At 38.1% G+C, this 20,701-nt stretch carries 18 protein-coding genes; 14 read left to right on the top strand and 4 right to left on the bottom strand.

Going from position 1 to position 20,701, the window contains the following annotated elements; genetic code table 11:
* The first annotated feature begins 70 nt into the window (after positions 1-70).
* The 6 genes from CRO16_RS09270 to CRO16_RS09245 all read left to right on the top strand — a co-directional run bounded on the left by CRO16_RS09270 (position 71) and on the right by CRO16_RS09245 (position 7,467).
* Positions 71-1,198 (top strand): glycosyltransferase, encoded by a 1,128-nt coding sequence (locus tag CRO16_RS09270; protein ID WP_097056103.1) that lies wholly within the window; start codon positions 71-73, stop codon positions 1,196-1,198.
* A 144-nt stretch (positions 1,199-1,342) separates the two neighbouring features.
* Positions 1,343-2,284 (top strand): GNAT family N-acetyltransferase, encoded by a 942-nt coding sequence (locus CRO16_RS09265; RefSeq protein ID WP_097056102.1) that lies wholly within the window; start codon positions 1,343-1,345, stop codon positions 2,282-2,284.
* Between the two features lie 299 nt (positions 2,285-2,583).
* Positions 2,584-3,489 carry a hypothetical protein gene (locus CRO16_RS09260; RefSeq protein WP_245858968.1) on the top strand — a complete coding sequence of 302 codons (906 nt, stop codon included), beginning with the start codon at positions 2,584-2,586 and terminating at the stop codon, positions 3,487-3,489.
* A 135-nt stretch (positions 3,490-3,624) separates the two neighbouring features.
* Positions 3,625-4,602 (top strand): polysaccharide deacetylase family protein, encoded by a 978-nt coding sequence (locus tag CRO16_RS09255; RefSeq protein ID WP_097056100.1) that lies wholly within the window; start codon positions 3,625-3,627, stop codon positions 4,600-4,602.
* A gap of 56 nt (positions 4,603-4,658) precedes the next feature.
* Positions 4,659-6,551, top strand: a complete 1,893-nt coding sequence (asnB, locus tag CRO16_RS09250; RefSeq protein WP_097056099.1) for an asparagine synthase (glutamine-hydrolyzing) — start codon at positions 4,659-4,661, stop codon at positions 6,549-6,551.
* 58 nt (positions 6,552-6,609) lie between these two features.
* Positions 6,610-7,467, top strand: coding sequence for a glycosyltransferase family 2 protein (locus tag CRO16_RS09245; RefSeq protein WP_179670518.1), 858 nt, complete (start codon positions 6,610-6,612; stop codon positions 7,465-7,467).
* Here the strand turns inward: CRO16_RS09245 and CRO16_RS09240 are convergent.
* Positions 7,447-8,391: a glycosyltransferase family 2 protein gene (locus CRO16_RS09240; RefSeq protein ID WP_097056097.1), complete on the bottom strand. Its 945-nt coding sequence runs from the start codon at positions 8,389-8,391 to the stop codon at positions 7,447-7,449. The two genes, CRO16_RS09245 and CRO16_RS09240, sit on opposite strands and share 21 nt — an antisense overlap.
* The gene (locus tag CRO16_RS09235) at positions 8,391-9,053 is read right to left on the bottom strand and encodes an acetyltransferase (RefSeq protein WP_097056096.1); all 663 of its coding nucleotides are present in this window, start codon (positions 9,051-9,053) and stop codon (positions 8,391-8,393) included. The genes CRO16_RS09240 and CRO16_RS09235 overlap by 1 nt, the downstream gene beginning before the upstream one ends.
* A gap of 307 nt (positions 9,054-9,360) precedes the next feature.
* Between CRO16_RS09235 and CRO16_RS09230 the strand changes: the two genes are divergently transcribed.
* Both CRO16_RS09230 and CRO16_RS09225 read left to right on the top strand, forming a co-directional pair.
* Positions 9,361-10,584, top strand: a complete 1,224-nt coding sequence (locus tag CRO16_RS09230; RefSeq protein ID WP_097056095.1) for a hypothetical protein — start codon at positions 9,361-9,363, stop codon at positions 10,582-10,584.
* An 86-nt stretch (positions 10,585-10,670) separates the two neighbouring features.
* Complete coding sequence (locus tag CRO16_RS09225) at positions 10,671-11,834, top strand: glycosyltransferase family 4 protein (RefSeq protein ID WP_097056094.1); 1,164 nt, start codon at positions 10,671-10,673, stop codon at positions 11,832-11,834.
* A 271-nt stretch (positions 11,835-12,105) separates the two neighbouring features.
* Here CRO16_RS09225 and CRO16_RS09220 read toward each other — a convergent pair whose 3' ends face one another.
* Positions 12,106-12,327 (bottom strand): hypothetical protein, encoded by a 222-nt coding sequence (locus tag CRO16_RS09220; protein WP_097056093.1) that lies wholly within the window; start codon positions 12,325-12,327, stop codon positions 12,106-12,108.
* A 59-nt stretch (positions 12,328-12,386) separates the two neighbouring features.
* Here CRO16_RS09220 and CRO16_RS09215 point away from each other — a divergent pair, with 59 nt between their 5' ends.
* Genes CRO16_RS09215 through CRO16_RS09190 form a run of 6 tightly spaced genes read left to right on the top strand, consistent with a single transcriptional unit; the run spans position 12,387 to position 19,931 of the window.
* Positions 12,387-12,992, top strand: a complete 606-nt coding sequence (locus CRO16_RS09215) for a sugar transferase (protein WP_097056092.1) — start codon at positions 12,387-12,389, stop codon at positions 12,990-12,992.
* Entirely contained in the window at positions 12,993-13,610 is a 618-nt protein-coding gene (locus CRO16_RS09210) for an acetyltransferase (RefSeq protein ID WP_097056091.1), read from the top strand.
* Entirely contained in the window at positions 13,597-14,727 is a 1,131-nt protein-coding gene (locus CRO16_RS09205) for a DegT/DnrJ/EryC1/StrS family aminotransferase (RefSeq protein ID WP_097056090.1), read from the top strand. Before CRO16_RS09210 ends, CRO16_RS09205 begins: the two co-directional genes overlap by 14 nt.
* An 18-nt stretch (positions 14,728-14,745) precedes the next feature.
* Complete coding sequence (locus CRO16_RS09200; protein ID WP_097056089.1) at positions 14,746-16,731, top strand: polysaccharide biosynthesis protein; 1,986 nt, start codon at positions 14,746-14,748, stop codon at positions 16,729-16,731.
* Positions 16,732-17,541 (top strand): polysaccharide biosynthesis/export family protein, encoded by an 810-nt coding sequence (locus CRO16_RS09195; RefSeq protein WP_097056088.1) that lies wholly within the window; start codon positions 16,732-16,734, stop codon positions 17,539-17,541.
* A gap of 2 nt (positions 17,542-17,543) precedes the next feature.
* A complete protein-coding gene (locus CRO16_RS09190; RefSeq protein WP_097056087.1) occupies positions 17,544-19,931 on the top strand; it encodes a GumC family protein in 2,388 nt (795 codons plus the stop codon).
* Here the strand turns inward: CRO16_RS09190 and CRO16_RS09185 are convergent.
* A complete protein-coding gene (locus CRO16_RS09185) occupies positions 19,900-20,664 on the bottom strand; it encodes a tyrosine-protein phosphatase (RefSeq protein WP_097056086.1) in 765 nt (254 codons plus the stop codon). The genes CRO16_RS09190 and CRO16_RS09185 overlap by 32 nt on opposite strands.
* Positions 20,665-20,701 lie beyond the last annotated feature (37 nt).

Genomic DNA, 20,701 nt, shown 5'->3' with positions numbered 1-20,701 from the left:
TATTTCTTAATATATTTTAAAATTCTTGCTAACGGGAGCGAATGGTGTAACTTTGCCATTTTATTATAGAATGAGCAAGAAAAAGATTCTCCACATTATAAAATCGTTAGGAAGAGGTGGTGCAGAAATGTTACTACCTGAAACTCTTAAGCTGCACGATCAAAAGAAATTTGAATTTCATTATATTTATTTTCTCCCCTGGAAAAATCAGATGGTAGATGAAATTGAAAGAGCCGGAGGAAAAGTCACCTGTTTTGAAGCTCAGAGTAATTTAAAAATGTTGTTAAGGTATCAAGATGTTGCTTCATATTGTAAAAAATTTGAAATAGACCTTATTCACGCACATTTACCATGGTCAGGATTCTTATCAAGATTAGTCCATAGAAAAACTGGAATACCTCTAATTTATACCGAGCATAATATTCAGGAACGATATCATTTTGCTACCAGGAAATTAAATGCTTTGACCTTTAACTGGCAAAGTAAGGCTATTGGGGTTTCAAAAGATGTAAGCAGGTCAATAAAACAAAATATAAAGCAAAATATACCGGTACAAACCCTCTTGAATGGAGTGAACACCGAAAAATTCAGTCGGGATCATCAGGCAGGTAACATGATTCGGAAAAAATTTAATATTCCCCAGGAGGTTGTGGTAATTGGAAATTTGGCTGTATTTAGGGAACAAAAGGATCTTGTTAGCTGGGTAAAAGCATTCAAAATTATCAATAAAGAATTTTCGAATGTTTATGGTTTGCTTGTGGGAGCGGGGCCCAAAGAAGAAGAAATAAAAAACCTTATCCGTGAAAACGATCTGGAAAATCGAATAGTCCTTCCCGGGTTGAGAACAAACACTAAAGACTTCTTTTCAGCTATGGACATCTTCATGATGAGTTCCCAGTTTGAAGGTTTGCCTATAGCTTTGCTTGAGGCAATGAGTAGCGGTTGCGCTGTTGTTTCTACTAAAGCAGGGGGGGTAGTGGAGGTAGTTAGAAATGAGAAGGAAGGATTACTAAGTGAAGTAAAAGATGTTCAGGCACTTGCAGATAATTGTATGAAACTTTTAATAGATTCGGAGCGAAGAAAAAAATTTCAGTATGAATCCCGAACGCGGGTAATTGCCTCTTTTAGTCTGGAAATTATGGTTAGGGAATTGGAGAAGTGTTATGTTGATTTGATCAATGATGAAGTGAAGCAGTGATTTTGTGACGCAAGATCGTGAAATAGAGTTGGATCATTTGATAAAAAGATATCGAATTAATTTGAATGGGCCAAAACTCCTTTTCCGTTTTCAGGGAGAATTAAATTTGCACAGACCAAATAATTTTAAATAAAAAACTTATTAATGGAGATTAGGGAAGCTACTGAGATCGATATTCCGAAGATCGTTCTAGTTTTAAAGGCCAGCTTGGGGGAGGATCAATTGAAGCTGTCAGAGGAGGTTTGGAAGTTTAAACATACTAATAATCCTCTTGGGAAATCGATTGTTTTGGTAGCTGTTAAAAATGAAAAAATAGTAGGAGTACGGGCATTAATGCGGTGGCAATGGCAGCAAGGTTCAAAAAGATTTTCTGCACTACGAGCTGTAGATACCGCCACCCATCCGGAGCATCAAGGGAAAGGTATTTTTAAGAAACTGACTCTAAAGGCTGTGGACGTGGCTAAATCCAGTAATGATAATTTTATTTTTAATACCCCTAATGAACAGAGCAGACCTGGATATTTGAAAATGGGTTGGGAACAAGTTGGTAATATTTATGTGGGAATAAAACCTTCATTATCCTTTTTAAAGCCGCAAAAGATCGATCAGGTTTATAATGTGGAGAAGAAAATTTCTCAGTTTCAATTGGAGGGCTTATGTCAGACCTGGAATAAAAAATTAGAGTCTAAACCAGGTTTATTTACCCCAAAATCTGCTGATATGCTTAAGTGGCGTTATGAAGACAACCCTCTGCAATCTTATGAAGTAGTGTCTGATATTGGATTTTATTTGGCAGCCTACGTAAAAAATAGAGGATGGCTTAAAGAATTAAGGATAGCTGATTTTTTATATGATGAAAATATAGTTAAGAAAAAGAATCTTCAGGAAATTATCGACAAGGTCGTGACAAAGTTTAGCTGCCATCTAATTAGTTTCTCTCCAAACTTAATACAATTAAGTGGTATAAAAGGAAATTTAGGGCCCATCCTTACATTAAATGTTTTAAATCTAAAAAAGGAAGAAAAAGAAGATTTTTTAAAAGTCTATAATTGGAATAATAGTTTAGGGGACCTGGAATTATTTTAAATATGTTGGGAGTTTTCTTTTTAATCGTTTTATTTTTTCTTTTAAATCAGGTGATTTTTGGAGTCTACTCTCACCGACATTCTTTTTTTGAAAAAAAGAAATTAAATCTCCTATATCTTTATCACATAATTTTTTATGGAGTTTATAGCTGGTATGCTTATAATAACCCTTCAGATTCAAAACGATATTTTAAGGTTATTAGTTCCCATACCGGTGGATGGTTTGATTTATTTGGTACGGATACTCATTTTATAAATTTCTTTTCTTATCCTTTCTATCAAATTGGTTTTTCCTATGATATGCTAATGGTTACCTTTGCCTGGTTTGGCTACCTGGGTTTCGTATATGCTTATATGTTCTTCAGGGAAAAGATTCCCGTTAAGGTTAAAGTTTTTAGAAATATTGATCTGTTTTCGCTAATATTGTTCTTACCTAACATGCATTTCTGGACAGCCTCTCTGGGAAAGGGATCAGCCATTTTTCTTGGTTTAATGATGTTTACGTATGCCATTATTAAACCTAAATCACGAATTATCTTATTAATCTTAGGGAGTATTATCATTTATTACATTAGGCCACATGTGTTCATGTTTGTGGCAATAGGAACTGTTTTAGGATATATGAGCGGGAAGGAAAAACTTCCATTCTGGCAAAAAGCCCTTGTCTTTATATCTCTGGGAGGGGCTCTTATTTTGGTACAGGATCAGATTCTGGCGGTAATGAATTTGCAGGATTCAGAAAATATCATTGCAGATTTTCAAGAACAGTCCGAGGAGCGTGCTGAAGATTTAAGTAGATCTGGATCGGGGGTAGATATGTCTTCTTATCCCATAGCCTTTAAATTATTTACTTTTTGGTTCAGACCGCTTTTTATCGATGCACCTAATTTTCTTGGAATTATAACATCTTTTGAAAACCTCATTTACTTGCTGCTATTTATAAAGATTTTAAAAAAAGATTTTATAAAGTTTATTAGGAGATCACCAGCTATTGTTAAGATGAGCTTTGTGATATTTATTAGTACTTCTTTTGCCATGACCTTCGTAATGTCTAATCTGGGAATTATCATGCGTCAAAAATCCATGGTAATGTATTTCCTGTTCTTTGTAATCTACTATTACCTGGCCCAGAAAAAATACACCAGAATTAAAAGGTTAAAAAAATTGAGAGAGCAGAGGATAAAAGAAATGGAAGTGGCGGTTTAAGACTTGGAGACTTAGGGGCCTGGAGACTTAGGGAAAGGTAAAAACATTCTTCCTCTTTCCCATAAAAAGCTTAGAACTAAAATAATGTCCATCTAATTTTTCGAATTGAATTAACGATTCCGAATTAACTATAGAATGAATAATAAAGGAGCTTTAGTAATATCTCTCGATTTTGAACTCCTCTGGGGGGTATTTGATATGGTCGATTACAGGCAGCGGATCGAATACTTTCGAAATACAAGAGCAGTTATTCCTAAGATACTCAAGCTACTTAAAGAAAATCAAATACACTGTACCTGGGCGACGGTGGGTATGTTATTTAATAAAAACTGGAAAGAGTGGGAAGAGAATAATTCGACGATAGAGCCGAATTATGAAAATGGAAGGTTATCCTCCTATAGATTCGGTAATGCGGTAAAAAATTTAAAGACGGAAGCACTTTGCTTTGCTCCCGACCTGATCAGGGAAATTGCAAAGGTACCGGGGCAAGAAATTGGGAGTCATACTTATTCTCATTATTACTGTAAGGAAGCTGGGCAGACCCTGGAAGAATTTAAAGCTGATCTAACAACAGCTATCAAAATGGCTGAAGATTTTGGTTTTCCTTTAAGATCCCTGGTCTTTCCGAGAAACCAAATGAATCGGGAATATCTGAAGGTTTGTACCGGACTTGAGATCACCTCTGTTCGTTCAAATCCTGATGTCTGGTACTGGAAAGATCCTGCCAGTGAAGATTTGAAAACTAAACTATTTCGAACGGGGGATGCTTATAATCTTTTATCTTCTTCCAAAAGTTATTCCTTTTCCAGTTTGAAAAAGGATAATGATCTACCCTTAGAGCAACCGGCGAGCCGCTTTCTCCGTCCTTATGAGACTAACTCTATTCTTCATGGTTTGAAGATGAAAAAAATATTTCAGGAAATGTCCTATGCAGCCAAACACGGGGAGATTTATCATTTGTGGTGGCATCCCCATAATTTTGGAGAATCTCCTCTGGAAAGCCTGAATGATCTGAGTACAATTATCAGTCACTTCGGAAAACTTCAAAGGACCTATGGCTTTAAGTCAGCTAATATGCATGAAATATACAACACCTTCCTAAATAATGTTTAAAACCAGAAGTACTCTGTAATCCTTTTTTAACTTTGCCTCTAAAAATTCAAATATAAATGTGTGGAATAAATGGACTGGTCTCTACTTCAGATTCAGATGATATAACTCAAATCCTAAACAGGATGAACGGGGAGATATTCCACCGGGGACCTGACCAGGATGGACTTATTGTGAAAAACACAAACGAATATACAGTCGGGATGGGAATGCGCCGGCTGTCGATTATTGATCTTTCTACCGGGAAACAACCCATTTATTCCGATGACCAAAAGATTTCTATTGTCTTCAACGGAGAGATCTATAACTATCTGAAATTAAAACAAGATCTGAAATCTAAAGGCATTAGCTTTAAAACCACCTCAGATACAGAGGTGATACTAAGGCTTTATGAAGTTCATGGAACAGCTGCCTTTTCTATGCTCGACGGGATGTTTGCCTTTAGTATCTATGATGGTAACCTTAAAAAGCTTTTTATTGCCAGGGATTTTTTTGGCGAAAAACCTCTCTACTACACCACGGATGATAAAGGTTTCATGTGGGCATCCGAGCTAAAATCTATAATTAAGCAAAAGAAAGTAAAACCTCGTATTTCTAAGGAGGGATTAAACCTTTATTTTCAACTGACCTATATACCGGCTCCTTTTACTATTTATGAAGGAATTTTTAAGCTTAAAGCTAATCATTATCTGGAGTTTGACTGTACAGATCAAAAATATCTTGAAAAGGAGATAGGACAGAACTTTAACAAGGAGAAGTCAGACCTTTCATTTGAGCAGGCAACAGAAAAAACACACACGTTGGTTCAGGAAAGTGTTCTGTCGAGGTCTGTTGCCGATGTGCCTTTGGGTACTTTTCTTTCCGGGGGAGTCGATTCGTCGATTGTTTCTCTTTGTTTGGCACAGCAGTCCGACGCAAAGATTGATACTTTCTCTATAGGTTTTGAAAAGAAATCCTTTGATGAAACCGATAAATCAAGAACGGTGGCGAAGCTTATCAACAGCAATCACCATGAGTTCATAGTTTCTGAAGGTGATCTTAAGGATAACATGGATCATATTCTGCTTAATTTTGATGAACCATTTGCAGATTCCTCTTCCCTTGCAACATATTTGGTAGCAAATAAGACACGGCAGCACGTAAAAGTAGCACTCACAGGAGATGGGGGCGATGAAGTGTTTGGAGGCTACAACAAATATTACATGGGTAAATTGAACCGCAAGTACACAGCTGTTATACCTAAGGCTGTACATTCCACAGCGGAAAAGTTCGCTTCCTCCATGCTCTCAACCGGAGACGATAACAGGGGCCTTAGATTTAAAATGAAGCGATTGTTAAAGGCTGTAAATTATGATGGAAATTTTTACTTTAATATTATTTCTCTCGGCTTTCAGGATGAGGAGTTAAGAGAAATTCTCCAGCAGGATAATTACGAAAAAGATTCTCTGAAGTATTATAAAGACAAGGTGGGTGATAAAAACAAATCTCTTTCAGATTTTAGGAATATTGACAGGTTGTTAAGTCTTGAAGGAGATATGTTGGTAAAAGTGGATCGCACCAGTATGCTCACATCTCTGGAAAGCAGAGCTCCATTCCTGAATAAGAAAATATGGAATTTTACTTCAAGTATTCCTGAACATTATTTAATGAAAGGCTGGAATAAAAAATACCTGCTGAAAGAATCCTTTAAACAATATTTCCCGGAAGATTTTTTAAACAAATCGAAACAGGGTTTCGGGGTGCCTGTAGGAGACTGGCTTAGAGGATACTTAAAGCCTGAGCTTATGTCCTATATTGAAAAGGGCTTTTTGTTAAAACAGGGAATTTTCCATAAGGAGGAGATAAGCCATCTTGTTAACAAACATATTGAAGGCAAGGAAGACAATACTTTCAGGGTCTGGACTTTTTTCTGTTTTCAGAAGTGGTATAAAGAAACATATCTCAGAAATTAATCAACAAGGAACTTGGATAATGGGAAATGTTACAGATTTAACGAGAGCAGAACACCGATTGATTTCAATTATAATTCCCACCTTTAATAGTGCTCATTCCCTTCCGGTTACCATTAAAAGTGTCCTGGATCAAACAGATAATAATTGGGAACTTATCATTATTGATGACGGCTCCACAGATGAAACAAAAGAAGTGATAAAACACTTTCTTGATGATGAGAGGATTATTTATCATTTTCAAAAGAACTTAGGAGTTACTACCGCCAGGAATATGGGGGTTGAATTAAGCAGGGGAGAGTATATCATCTTTCTGGATTCCGACGATAGATTTTTGCCGGGACTCCTTAACAGGTTGAAGGAAGAAAATTATACTCAAAACGATCTTATTTGCTGGCAGGTGTCGAAATTAATTGATGGTAAATCTTCCATTTGGAAGCCTGAAAAACTTGAAATGATCTATAACAGTATTACAGCAACATTTTTAGCGGGGAGCATTTGTTATAGAAAAGATGTTTTTCTAAAGGCAGGCGGTTTTGATCCTGAAATGACTTTTGGGGAAAATTATGAACTCGGGATTCGGATAGGACAAATTCCGTCGTTAAAGATTAAAATTGTCGACGAGCCTTTTCTTATTTATAATATTGATAGTAGTAACCGTCCCAGTAGCAGTGTTTCAAAGAAAATATCTTCCCATGAAAGACTTCTTTCTAAACATATTGATTTATACAAAACAGATCCCATATCTCATTCCCGTCTTCAATACCAATTAGGTTATCTATATGAAAGAAAAGGTGAGGATCGGCACGCCTTAGGCTACTATCAGATGGCTTGGAAAAGAAGGCGCCTGTACCTTAAACCATTTCTAAAAATACCTTTTTTGAGATGTAAAATTCTTTTAAAAAAGAGATCTCATTAAGTAGAAGGAATTTAAAAATTGAAATTTTTTTAAATAATAAAGGAAAAGAATTCGATGGGTGTTTTTTATTTCTTTCCGGAATTCCTTATTAAGCTCTTCCTCCCCCTTATAATGATAATATTTTTGTAAAGCTTCAAAAGTTAAATTCTTAGACTTAAGTTTCAATTCCTTATTACGTCCCGACCACATTCCTCCCTCATGTCTTTTGTAATAAGACGGTGCAATATTCTCAATAAATTCTGCTTCCCCAAAATTTCCAAGGAGACTGAGCAAAAAACTATCTACATTAATGACCTCAGCCATTTGTTCCGGTAATTCATTTCCAAAGTTCCTGAAGCACATCGTCGAAAGGAGGGGGTGGAAATTAAGTTTTTTCAAATCTTCTCGTGAGATATTTTGTGCCGGCTGCTCTAAAACGAATTCTTTTGGAAGCAGCTCCTCTTTATGGTTGACTTCTATGAAGGAATGATAGGTGAAGGCAAGGTGAGTATTCTGTTTGAGCACATCTACCTGTTTCTGTAATTTGAGTGGATCCTTCCATACATCATCTCCCTCACAAAATGCAATATATTCTCCCCGGGCAGAGTAAAAGTTATAAAGTGCATTAAAATTTCCGGTAATAATATTCAGCACCTTGATTTTATTCTCGGGATGGTGCAGAAATAGCCTGATTTTTTTAGGGTATTTTTCCGCGTATTCAATACAGATATCCCTCGTTTTATCAGTAGAGTTATCTTCTCCCAGCAAAATTTCAAAATCAAAATCAGTTCTTTGTTCCAGGATACCTTCTAAACATTTTTGAATAAAATTTTCATGGTTGTAAGTCTGTACAAGTACCGAAAGCAAAGGTTTTTCCTTAACATTATTTGGGTAAGGTATTATCTCACGCCTTTCATACCGAGCTCTGAATTCTGTAAAATTCATTATTTAAGGAATAATCTCGCAATTTGATCCGGTTCAATTTTTCTTTTGGTTGTTCCTTTGTGAGTATATACTGAAGATTCAGAAATGTCTTTTTCAATAATACAACCCATTCCTATTATAGTTCCGTCAGCAATATTCAAATTCTGTTTAATAGAAGCGTTTAATCCAACATAACAGTTATCCCCGATTTTTACATTACCCCCGGTTTTAGATCCGCTAACGAGGGTGTGATCTCCAATAGAGGTATGATGACCAATTTGTGAAGTGAATAAAATGGTGTTTTCTCCAATCCTCGTGAAGGGTTGAAGCACACACCCTTCATCTACAAAAACATTTTCCCCGTATAAGAGGTTTTCCCAATGGCTGGATTTACTTGAAATATATGAAGCGAGGGTATATCCCAACTCTTTTGTCTTAGTAAAGATTCGTTGTCTGATAAAATTGCTGCCCACAGCAATGAACATGGAAAATTTTTCGGGAGGATATTCCACAAAAATATCTTCAAAAGGAATTAAAGGTTTATTCCCGAAGTGTTCTAAACTTAAATAGGCTTTTTCTATGCAAAAGGCTACTGTCTCAAATTCACTGTCATTATCGAAAACGTACTGAACGTATTCCGCAAATCGTCCTACCCCATAAATTACCAGCTTCTTTTTCTTCATATTTTTTCTATCTGTTCTCGGTCAAATATAGCTAAAGCATCAGTAGATTCTTTGACTTTTAAACCAAAATAAGCAACAGCTGTCGGTTGGGTATTTTTCGTTAACTATTTTTTGAGTAAAATTATCAAAAATCAATAGAATTTTAGACATCTTTTTCTTCTAAACAAGCTGTGAAATTTTCAAAAAAACTTTTAAAATTCTACATTCTATCCTCTTTTTTGACATCTCACCGAATTTAATTTTCCTTTTAACAAATGGATTGAACTAAGGCTTACTTTTATCTTAATAGAAACCAAATCAAATTGTTATGAGAAAAATTTACTTATTGCTAATGGTCGCTTTAGTTTACTCTTGTTCTGTTGAAGATGATAGCTATCTTGAATATGGCGACAACTATGCTTTTACCGCCTCAGTAGAGGCAGATGCCTGCACCATAAGTGCGGGAGCCGATAAATCCACTACTATTACTGTGGCGCAAGCTGAAGCCATTCCAAGTTGGGATGAAGTTAGAAAATTATATCTGAGTCTTCTGGACGAAGGGGTAAGTAGAAATGGTGAATTTGATCCTGCAATCTGGGACCTTATCGATGCCTTCAACGAAAATCCTCTGGGTGAGTTTACTACTATCTATACAGTTACTGAAGGAGATTGTTCAGATTCTGTTATATTAACTATTAATGTGGTAGAAAGCCTTCCTTCAGATCCTACCTGCGAACTCAGTGCAGGTGATGATGCTTCAAAGACCATTACAAAATCTGAAGCAGATGCTATTCCAAGTTGGGACGAAGTAAGAAAACTTTATTTAAGCTTATTGGAAGCAGGGGTAGCCCGAAACGGCGAATTTGATCCTTCCATTTGGGATCTTATTAATTCTTACACAGGCCCGGGAGAATACTCAACTACTTACACAATAACTGAGGGTGATTGTGCAGATTCTGTGGAATTGACCATTGTTGTAGTTGCCGATGGCTCTTCAGACCCTACTTGTAACTTGAACGCTGGTGCAGATGCGTCAAAGACAATTACCAAATCTGAAGCAGATGCCATTCCGAGTTGGGATGAAGTTAGAAAGCTTTATCTAAGCTTACTGGAAGAAGGAATTTCCAAAAATGGAGAATTCCATCCATCTATATGGGATCTGATCAATTCCTATACCGGTCCGGGAACGTATACCACTACCTACACAATTAGTGAAGGGGAGTGCACAGATTCTGTTGAACTTACTATTTATGTGGTTGCAGATCAATCTTCAGATCCAGGTTGTGATTTGATCCTAAAGACCGAAAGTTCAAAATCTATTTCCTATTCCGAAGCTGAGGCGATTCCTAGTTGGGATGAAGTAAGAAAGCTTTATTTGAGCCTTTTGCCTCAGGGAGTTAGCCGAAGCGGATCATTTGATCCTTCTATTTGGGACTTGATCAATGACTTTAATGAAAGAGGGGTTGGATCTTATACAACAACATATACTGTGGTGGAAGGAGATTGTTCAGACTCCATTGAACTAACAATTCACGTCACTCCAGATAATTAGACGTTTAAAATCTTATAAAAAGGCTGCCAATTGGCAGCCTTTCTTTTTTTCCCGGAAAGGATAAATTATATTTGAACAAAATTTATATGTTCCTAAAACTCATCCGCATCACTACCATCCCCCTTTCTTTAGAAAAACTTCTTGAGGGACAGCTGACATTTATGAATGAATATTTTAAGGTCACTGCCGTTGCTGCAGAAAAAGAACGCCTTGAGAAGTACGGCCGGGATAATGGAGTGGAAACCTTTCAGCTGGAAATGACACGCGAAATTACTCCGGCAAAAGATCTGAGAGCTTTATTCAAACTCTACAGGTTTTTAAAAAGAGAAAAACCTGCTATTGTTCATACTCACACTCCCAAAGCCGGAATTGTTGGGATGATGGCAGCTAAAATGGCAGGAGTTCCTGTACGGTTGCACACAGTCGCCGGAATGCCCTTAATGGAGACTATTGGGGCTAAACGAAAGATTTTGGAGCAGGTGGAGCGACTGACGTATAGACTTGCTACTAAAGTGTATCCGAATTCTGAAGGTCTTAAAAAGATCATTCTAAGCCATAATTTTACCAAACCTGGAAAATTAAAAGTGCTGGGAGAGGGTAGCTCCAATGGTATAGACACCGGGTATTTCAGTCCGGCAGATTTCACGGCAGAACAAAAGCAGGAAATCCGGCAATCCCTGAACATTCCCTCTGATGACCTGGTGTTCATTTTTGTCGGCAGACTTGTTAGGGATAAAGGGATAAACGAATTGGTCCAGGCCTTTAAGCAGTTAGCCTCAGAAACAAAAGACATTAGTTTACTGCTTGTGGGGCCTTTTGAACAGGAATTGGATCCTATAAAAGAGGAAAATCTTAGAGAAATTAAGGCACATTCGAAGATCTTTACTACCGGCTATCAGGTTGATGTCCGCCCTTATTTTGCAGCTGCAGATGTCCTGGTGTTTCCAAGTTACAGGGAAGGCTTTCCAAATGTAGTGATGCAGGCAGGGGCAATGGGTTTACCTTCTATTGTAACCGACATAAACGGCTGTAATGAGATCATCCGTGAAGAAGAAAACGGACTTATAATTCCGGTAAAAGACCAGGAAGCTCTTTTATTAGCCATGAAGAAATTGGCAACCAATGCTGAACTGCGCCGAAAGCTCGCCGCTAATTCCCGTTCTGTTATTACTGAAAAGTATGAAAGAAAAGTTTTTTGGGGTTTACTTTTAGAGGAATATAAGTTACAGATGAAGGAAGCGGGGCTTTAGGGCTTGAATATCAAGAGGATAGGGGAGCGGGAGACCAAAAGGCTTAGAATTAACGAGATACCGATGGCGCGGATTTGTAATCCGTGACGATACACAGATCCGCATTCCATGCACCAAATTCTAAATCTAGATTTGGGGACTAGGGGAAGAGGAGACGAGGAGACGAGGAGACTTAAAAAGTTTTCAGTACTCAGTGATCAGAAAAAGAATACCGTGGATCGGCTCCGGGAAAGTTGGGCAGACGAGGAGTAGAGGAAAGCGTATCTCGATATCACAGTAATTCTTGTAAGTACATTGATAGAGGTATTCCATCTTTTTCGCGCAGATGAGGCAGGTTCCCGCCGATTTTTCCGTTTTCCGAATCCCAAATTACGATTCCCGAATAAACAATTCCCGATTCCCCAGTTAACCAATCCCGAATCCCGTTTCCCGATTCCCGAATCCCGCTTCTCGAATTAACGATTCCCGATTCCCGAATTACTAAAATTAACATATCTTTGCGACGGATTAAACCTATAAATCCTTTAGTTTGCCCCCTGAAAAATCAGCTTTGTGTACAGAAGATATTGGAAACCCCTTATTGATTTTTTAATTGCCTTCACGGCATTGATATTCTTAAGTCCGTTTCTGTTATTTTTTATTTTTTTACTTGCACTTGCCAATGGAGGAAATCCTTTTTTTCTTCAAAGACGTCCCGGGAAGCAAGGGGAGATATTCAGGATCATTAAGTTTAAAACTATGACCGATGCCAGGGATGCTGAAGGGAATTTACTCCCCGATTCTGAAAGGTTAACCGCCGTCGGAAAGTTTGTGAGAAAGACGTCAGTAGATGAAATCCCGCAATTGATCAATGTAGTCAAAGGTGATATGAGTCTGGTTGGTCCCAGGCCACTGCTTCCGGAGTATTTAAAAATTTACACCCCCAGACAACATAAAAGGCATCTGGTGAAGCCGGGAATTACCGGATGGGCCCAGGTAAATGGAAGAAATGCTATTTCCTGGAACAAAAAACTGGAATTGGATGTGTGGTATGTTGAAAATTTGTCTTTTTTGCTTGACATTAAGATCTTGTGGTTGACCTTTTTAAAGGTGGTTAAATCTGAAGGAGTAAACACAGCAAATATGGCTACGACAGAACCTTTTAATGGAAATAATTAAATGAATATTTACGGTGCCAGCGGACATGCAAAAGTGATCATTGATCTTGTTCACTCCCGAATGGAGGAGATTCATCATGTTATAGATGACAATAAAGCCATTACGGGGATCTACAAATACGATGTAATTCACGATTTATCTCCTGAAGTCCTTAGAAAAAAAACAATTATAGCGGTAGGTGACAACAAAACCCGAAAAAAAATTTCTTTGAATTATGGAGGAGATTTTTTTCGGGGAATTAGTCACGCAACTGCTGTGGTAGATGAAACGGTGGAACTAGGGAAAGGTTCGGTGGTTATGGCGAATGCTGCCATCAACGCAGATACCATTATAGGAGAACATTGCATTCTCAATACGGGATGTATTGTAGAGCATGATTGCGTTTTGGAAAATTTTGTACACGTATCTCCCGGGGCCGTGCTGGCAGGAGGAGTGAAAGTAGGGGAGGGTACACACATTGGAATAGGGGCACTGGTGATACCGGGAATACATATTGGCAAATGGTGTACTATTGGTGCCGGGTCTGTAATAATTGACGAGGTCCCGGATTATGCTACGGTCGTCGGGAACCCGGGGAAAGTGATTAAAATATCAGAGAAAAGAGATGAACAAATCTAAAATTTATTTATCCTCTCCTCATATGGGAGGTAATGAGCAAAAATATATTGATGAAGCTTTTGACCAGAACTGGATCGCTCCTTTGGGGCCTAATGTCACGGGTTTTGAAAATGACCTTGAAGGTTATTTAGGGAAAGATGTGAAAGTAGCCGCCTTAAGTTCCGGGACTGCTGCCCTTCATCTTGCTTTGATCCTTTGCGGAGTGGAGCGTGGTGATGAGGTGCTCTGTCAGAGCCTTACTTTTGCTGCCTCAGCAAATCCAATAGTGTATCTGGGGGCCACTCCGGTTTTCATTGACAGTGAGAAAGATACCTATAATATTTCTCCGGAATTCCTGGAGGAAGCCATAAAAGACAGGATCAAAAAGGGAAAAAAACCCAAAGCACTTATCGCGGTTCACCTTTACGGAATGCCTTATAAAGTAGAAGAAATTCACGCCATAGCTTCCAGATACAATATACCCGTTATTGAAGACAGTGCTGAGGCTCTTGGGAGTACTTATAAAGGAGAAAAATGTGGCACTTTTGGAGATTTTGCCATTCTTTCTTTTAATGGAAATAAGATCATTACTACTTCCGGAGGAGGGGCATTAGTGAGTAAAGATCCAAAAATGAAAGAAAAGGCTATTTTTTTGGCAACTCAGGCTCGTGATGCAGCACCTCACTATCAACATAGCGAGATTGGGTATAACTATAGGCTAAGCAATATTTCTGCCGGAATTGGCAGAGGTCAAATGGAAGTTCTCGATGCTCATATCTCTAAAAGAAGGGAGATGAATTTTTTCTATAATGATATTTTTGGAGGAGTTAAAGGAGTAAAAGTATTAAATGAACCTGAAAATACGTACTTTTGCAACCACTGGCTCACAGTCATAATCGTGGAAAAAGAAGCTTTTAATACAGATGCTCTAAGAGAGGATCTTGAGGAACTGAATATTGAAAGCAGGCCTCTCTGGAAGCCTATGCACCTGCAACCTGTTTTTTGGGAAGCTCCTTTTTACGGGAATGGAGTTGCAGAAGAGGCTTTTAAAACGGGTCTTTGTCTTCCTTCAGGTTCAAACCTGAATGACGAAGAGAAAAACAGGATCAAAACTGCAATCAGAAATTTTCTGCAGTAAAATCCTAAACCGAACTCTATGGGTAAGAAACTTAATTACGCCCTTAAACAAATTCTGTCCAACGAAAACAGGTTGGATATAAGGAATATCAAATATCTCCCTCGTTGGGCAATTTTAGGTATCGATACTGCAATTATAATTGTAGCCGATCTCCTTACTATGATTGCGCTAAGGGATCTTACGACTCATTTTTACGAATTTCTTTCCATTTATGAAAGAATGTTTCTCGTGTTAGGAGTAAATATTTTCTTTTTCTTTATTTTCCGGACTTATGCTGGTCTTATAAGGCATTCCTCTTATGTGGATGCATTAAAGATCATGCTCGCCTGTTTCAGTACTTTTGTGACCCTTCTCTTTATCAATTATGCCACCTTTTTTCTCATTGGTGAAAAAATATACCTGGTCGCGGGTTTAATCTTTTACTTTCTCGTCTCCTTTTCTCTGCTTTTCCTTTTCAGACTGTCAGTAAAGCAGCTTTATGAGTATTTTAAAACCACCCAAAAAAATCAGAACCTTCAGAAGGCGGTGGTTTTCGGTGCCGATGAAAATGCCATTTCAATTGCAGGAGCTTTGGAAATAGAACATCCAAAAAGGTTTGATATCCGCGGATTTATTACCAATGATAATACACGAAGGAACATCAGGATCCTGGGAAAACCCGTTATATATAATGGTTTACAGGTAAGTGCCGAAGCTAAATCTCTCGGTGCTACAGCTTTAATACTTTCAGAAAACACGCTTACAGCAGAAGAAAAATTCTCTCTGGTGGAAGAATGTCTGGAAAATGATATTAAAGTTTTTAATGCGCCTATAGTTTCTAATTACGAGGATGAACAATCGGTTTCCAACAAAGTTAAATCTCTTCAGATTGAAGATCTTCTGGACAGAGAGCCTATTCTTCTAAATAAAGAGAACAAAAGACAACAATTAACCGGGAAAACAATTCTGGTAACCGGAGGTGCAGGTTCCATAGGTAGTGAGATCGTAAGACAGGTGGCTGAATATAATCCCAAGCTGCTGATCATTCTGGATCAGGCAGAAACGCCCATGCATAATTTACAACTGGAGATACAGTCTAAATTTCCGGATCTGAATTTCAGCTGTATTATTTGTGATGTAGGGAATAGAAAAAGACTTGAATTACTATTTCAAAAGAGGCCTGTGGACGTGATATACCACGCGGCCGCTTATAAGCATGTTCCCCTCATGGAGGCAAATCCTCATGAGGCTGTTTTTGTAAACATCATGGGAACAAAGAACCTGGCAGATTTGGCAGTTCAGTATGAGGTAGGACATTTTGTAATGGTTTCTACAGATAAAGCAGTAAATCCTACCAATGTTATGGGTGCTTCAAAAAGGGCGGCAGAAATGTATGTGCAGGCTCTTTATCATTCTGCCTGTGCAGAAAGTGATACTAAGACAAAATTTATTACCACCCGCTTTGGAAATGTTTTAGGTTCTAATGGATCTGTAGTTCCTTTATTCCGGAAGCAGATTGAAAAAGGCGGGCCTGTTACAATAACTCATCCGGATATCATCCGGTATTTCATGACCATTCCTGAAGCCTGCCAGTTAGTGCTGGAAGCCGGGGCTATGGGAAAAGGAGGCGAGATCTTTATTTTTGACATGGGAGAACCCGTAAAAATTATGGATCTTGCAATCAAAATGATCAAACTGGCCGGATATATTCCAAATAAACAGATTGGTATTAAAATTACAGGATTACGTCCCGGTGAGAAGCTTTATGAAGAATTGCTCAGTGACAAAAGTAAAACCCTTCCAACTCACCATAAGAAGATCATGATCGCTGTAGACCAGGTAGGGAATTTCTCTGAAATAAGTGAATCAGTGGAACAGATCATTAAGTCTGCAACCAAACTGAAAAGTCATAAAGTAGTAGCTAAATTAAAAACCTTAGTGCCCGAATTTAAAAGCAATAATTCCACTTTTGAAAAGTTAGATAAAGACCCTGTTTTACATCCAAACCAGAAGAAGATAATTTAAATGGTAAAATACAATCCCCTAGAATACATCCCGAAACAATCTTTTTTCCTGAAATCTTTTCTCTTACTTTTTGGAGTAGTATTGATTTCCTCCTGTTCTACCAGGAAAGAGATCGTTTATTTCCAGGATTATGAAAGACTTCCTAATATGGCTGCACCTGAAGATTTTGTTGCCAAAATTGAAATTAATGATGTGCTTCGGGTGGATGTATCTTCTATGGATGAAGAGTTAGCAGCGCCATTTCAGCTAAACCTTAATAATCAAAGCGCCGGTGGCGGAGGAGGAGGTCAGAACGCTGCCATGACAGGTTACCTTGTGAATTCTGAAGGGTATATTAATTTTCCTGTACTTGGGGAAATTTATGTTGAGGGAAAAAGCAGGGAAGAACTAGAGGAGGAACTCACTACTGTGCTTCGTGAAAAATACCTCAAAGATGCCGTGGTAAGAGTTCGAATTGTCAATTTTAAGGTGACAGTAATGGGGGAAACCGGAAGTAGCGTCATCGATGTAGTTGACGAAAGGATTTCCGTACCCCAGGCAATTGCCATGTCCGGTGATATCAGTTACGATGGGAAAAGAGATAATATTTTGGTTATTCGCCAGGTAGATGATCGATTAACCTATGAAACTCTGGATCTTACCAGTGTGGATATTTTTCAGAATCCTTATTATTATTTAAAGCAGAACGACATAGTATATGTTGAGCCAACATATAGAAAAGTAAAATCAGCAGGATTTATAACAAGTTGGCAAGGATTAGTGTCTATTGTAACAACGGCTTTTAGTATAATTGTACTTTTTAGCAGGTAAATATGGAAGAGCTCGAAGAGTTTTCAGAAAAGGAACAATCGAATTTTGATCTCAAGGCAGAGATCTTTAAATATCTCAAACACTGGAAGTGGCTTGTTTTTGGATGTTTGCTGGGATTGACTATCGCCTACCTTTATAATAGATATACTCTGCCCAAATATGCCACTGAGGCCACGATGATGATCCTTAAAGATGAGAGTAGTAACCTCGTGGGGTCATTACCTTCAGGAGGTGCTTCCATCCTGGCATTTGACAATAATTCTCTGGAAAACCAAATTGTTAATTTAAAATCTAAACGCTTAGTTGAGGGAGTAATAGATGAACTGGATCTAAATGTAACATATCATGTTGAAGGAAATGTAATTGCAGTTGAAGCTTATGAGAACTCCCCTGTTGTTATAGAATTTCTTTCCGAAAAGAGTCTAGTACATGAGTCTACTTTAAATTTTTGGGTCACCCCGGTTTCTGCTACATCTTATAAGCTTGAAACTTCTGACGGTTCCTCTAAACAGTATGAATTTGGAGAACCAGTCAGTCTTAATGGGGTTAATTTTTTAATTGCTCCTAACAAGGAGGAAATCAGGAGTAATGTTACAGTCAATATTTTAGTTAGGCCTCTAAGAGATGTGGCCAATGAATATATTTGGAATATGACAGTGGCACCTCGAGGGAAGGCACAGGATATCTTGTCTCTTTATATTACTGGAGAAGTGCCTCAAAAGTCTCAGGATTTCCTGAACACGCTAATGCTGCATTTTAATGCTGATGGAGTTGCTGATAAACGACAGGTAGCAGAAAATACATCAGAATTTATTCGGCAACGTCTTGAATTGATCACTGAAGAATTGGACTCTGTTGAGGGCGGAATAGCCGATTTTAAAAGTGAAAATCGCTTCATGGACGTAGGTAGTAGTGCCGGCCAATATTTGTCAAAATCTTCTATGGCAGAACAGGAGATCTTTACCATGGAAACTCAGCTAATGGTCTTGGAAGGAGTTGAAAATACACTTCAATCTGCTAAACCTTATCAATTATTACCTGAAGGAATGGGCCTTGAAGGGGGAGGAATGGGTAGTGCCATCGGGAATTATAATCAACTGGTGCTTCAAAGAAATGCATATTTAAAAACAGGTACTTCTCAAAATCCTGTGGTTGAGACTATAACAGAACAACTCGATGCTTTACGTGCTAATATTTTAAACAATATAGACCAAACCAGAAACTCGATTAATATTCAACTTCGGGAACTCAACCAGTTGGACCGCAAAGCAGAAGGACAATTCAGTACTTTTCCAGGACTGGAAAAAGGGATCCGAAGCATTGAACGTCAACAGGAGATCAAAGAACAGCTTTATTTGTTTTTACTCCAGAGAAGGGAGGAATCTGCTATTGCTTTTGCCTCTACCTCCCCGGTAGCAAAAGTCATTGATCCTGCTTTTACCTATAATCAGCCGGTGGACCCCAAACCATGGTTGATCCTCACGGGAGGTGGATTAATAGGGTTGCTTATTCCTCTATTGATCATTTTTGTGGTCAACTTTTTAGATACCAAGGTGCATCATAAAGGGGATTTGAATCCTTTAATTAAACATATTCCATTTTTAGGAGAAATACCTCAGGTAGGCAAGGACGAAGATGCTGTGATTCAACTAAATGATCGCTCTCCATTAGCTGAATCCTTCAGGATCTTAAGAACCAATTTGGCGTACCTGGTTCAATCCAGAAATAAAGCAAAGGCAGAAGTTATTTTTGTTACCTCTACTATAAAAGGGGAAGGAAAAACATTTATTTCTTTTAACCTGGCCCGAACCCTGGCCAGTACAGGGAAAAATATTTTACTTGTAGGTGCCGATGTACGAAATCCAAGACTTCATAAATTTGCAGGAAGCACTTTGGAAACTAAGGGACTGTCCGACTATTTATACGACTATGATCTATTGCCTGAGCAGGTGATCCATAGGGAAAATCAGGAAAATATTCCCGTAGATATGGTTTTCTCAGGAGCTATTCCTCCTAATCCTGCAGAACTTTTAATGAATGACCGAATGGAGGAATTTCTATCCAGCCAAAAGCAAAACTATGACTTTATTATCGTAGATACCGCACCAACTATGATTGTCACAGATACTTTGTTGATTAGTCAGCTGGCGGATACTACGATTTACGTGGTGAGGGCAGGATATACAGAAAAGAAACTCCTGGATTTCCCTAAGGACCTAAAACAACAAGGGAAGATAAAAGGTCTCGCAATCGTCCTCAATGATGTGGATTATTCTAAGTTTTCCTATGGAGCTAAATATGGATACTCTTACGGTTATGGCTATGGGTATGCAGCCGATGAAGAAAAGAAAGGCTTTTTTAGCTTTTTGAAAAGATCCCGGAAAAGCTAAAAGTTTCTTTTGTCCTGTTAATTACAGGCAAAAGAAGCTCCAGTTGTTTTTTAGTAACAGTGGCTGTAGACAATTTTTCAAGATGACGTATTTGATGTGTGTCTGTTCCCAGGAAATCGATCATTTTATTTTCCAGCAGTCTGAAAGCTATATCCTGAATGCTTTTTCCATAATGTCCGGCGAGGCTTAAAATGTTGAGTTGGAAATAACAGCCTCTGGTCTTTAGATCTTCATACTTGCTTAAAGATTTTGAATGAAAGAATCCATAACGCTCCGGATGAGCCAACACAGGCTTATACTGAGCAGTCTGCAGCTTGAACAGGATCTCATTTAAATTGATTGGCGGCTGAAAGTAGGACATTTCCACCAGCACCAGGTTTTCTTTTAGACATAATAATCGCTCTTTTTCAAGAAGTTCCAAAAAAGCCTGGTCCATCATATATTCTGCTGCAGTTTTAATTTTGACCTCTTTTCCCAGGCTTTTAAGGTGTTTCTGCAAATTGTCCTGTGCCTTTGCTATACTTCCGGGAGTATTAGGATAATAATCATTCATGATATGAGGAGTGGAAATAAAGCTGGTAATTCCCATTTTTTCAAAACCTTCTATCAACTTGACTGAGGCATCTACATCAGGAGCACCATCATCTATTCCTGGTAAAATGTGATTATGAATATCTACAAAACCATTTAACTGGTCCTGTAAGAAATATTTTTTCTGAAAAAAGGAAAACATATCTAAAATTTACGGCTAAAATTACTGTTTTTAAATT

This window comes from Salinimicrobium sediminis, from assembly GCF_900215295.1.
In the GTDB taxonomy this organism is placed as follows: domain Bacteria; phylum Bacteroidota; class Bacteroidia; order Flavobacteriales; family Flavobacteriaceae; genus Salinimicrobium; species Salinimicrobium sediminis.
This window is presented reverse-complemented; position numbering and strand designations above follow the sequence as displayed.

Excerpts from the sequence above, each read along its gene's own strand:
- CRO16_RS09205 (WP_097056090.1), top strand. The coding sequence starts at position 13,597 with ATGAACAAATCTAAAATTTATTTATCCTCTCCTCATATGGGAGGTAAT.
- CRO16_RS09240 (WP_097056097.1), bottom strand. The coding sequence starts at position 8,391 with ATGAATTTTACAGAATTCAGAGCTCGGTATGAAAGGCGTGAGATAATA.
- CRO16_RS09210 (WP_097056091.1), top strand. The coding sequence starts at position 12,993 with ATGAATATTTACGGTGCCAGCGGACATGCAAAAGTGATCATTGATCTT.
- CRO16_RS09260 (WP_245858968.1), top strand. The coding sequence starts at position 2,584 with ATGCTAATGGTTACCTTTGCCTGGTTTGGCTACCTGGGTTTCGTATAT.
- CRO16_RS09195 (WP_097056088.1), top strand. The coding sequence starts at position 16,732 with ATGGTAAAATACAATCCCCTAGAATACATCCCGAAACAATCTTTTTTC.
- CRO16_RS09230 (WP_097056095.1), top strand. The coding sequence starts at position 9,361 with ATGAGAAAAATTTACTTATTGCTAATGGTCGCTTTAGTTTACTCTTGT.
- CRO16_RS09270 (WP_097056103.1), top strand. The coding sequence starts at position 71 with ATGAGCAAGAAAAAGATTCTCCACATTATAAAATCGTTAGGAAGAGGT.
- CRO16_RS09220 (WP_097056093.1), bottom strand. The coding sequence starts at position 12,327 with ATGTTAATTTTAGTAATTCGGGAATCGGGAATCGTTAATTCGAGAAGC.
- CRO16_RS09265 (WP_097056102.1), top strand. The coding sequence starts at position 1,343 with ATGGAGATTAGGGAAGCTACTGAGATCGATATTCCGAAGATCGTTCTA.
- CRO16_RS09255 (WP_097056100.1), top strand. The coding sequence starts at position 3,625 with ATGAATAATAAAGGAGCTTTAGTAATATCTCTCGATTTTGAACTCCTC.
- CRO16_RS09190 (WP_097056087.1), top strand. The coding sequence starts at position 17,544 with ATGGAAGAGCTCGAAGAGTTTTCAGAAAAGGAACAATCGAATTTTGAT.
- CRO16_RS09200 (WP_097056089.1), top strand. The coding sequence starts at position 14,746 with ATGGGTAAGAAACTTAATTACGCCCTTAAACAAATTCTGTCCAACGAA.
- CRO16_RS09185 (WP_097056086.1), bottom strand. The coding sequence starts at position 20,664 with ATGTTTTCCTTTTTTCAGAAAAAATATTTCTTACAGGACCAGTTAAAT.
- asnB (WP_097056099.1), top strand. The coding sequence starts at position 4,659 with ATGTGTGGAATAAATGGACTGGTCTCTACTTCAGATTCAGATGATATA.
- CRO16_RS09225 (WP_097056094.1), top strand. The coding sequence starts at position 10,671 with ATGTTCCTAAAACTCATCCGCATCACTACCATCCCCCTTTCTTTAGAA.
- CRO16_RS09235 (WP_097056096.1), bottom strand. The coding sequence starts at position 9,053 with ATGAAGAAAAAGAAGCTGGTAATTTATGGGGTAGGACGATTTGCGGAA.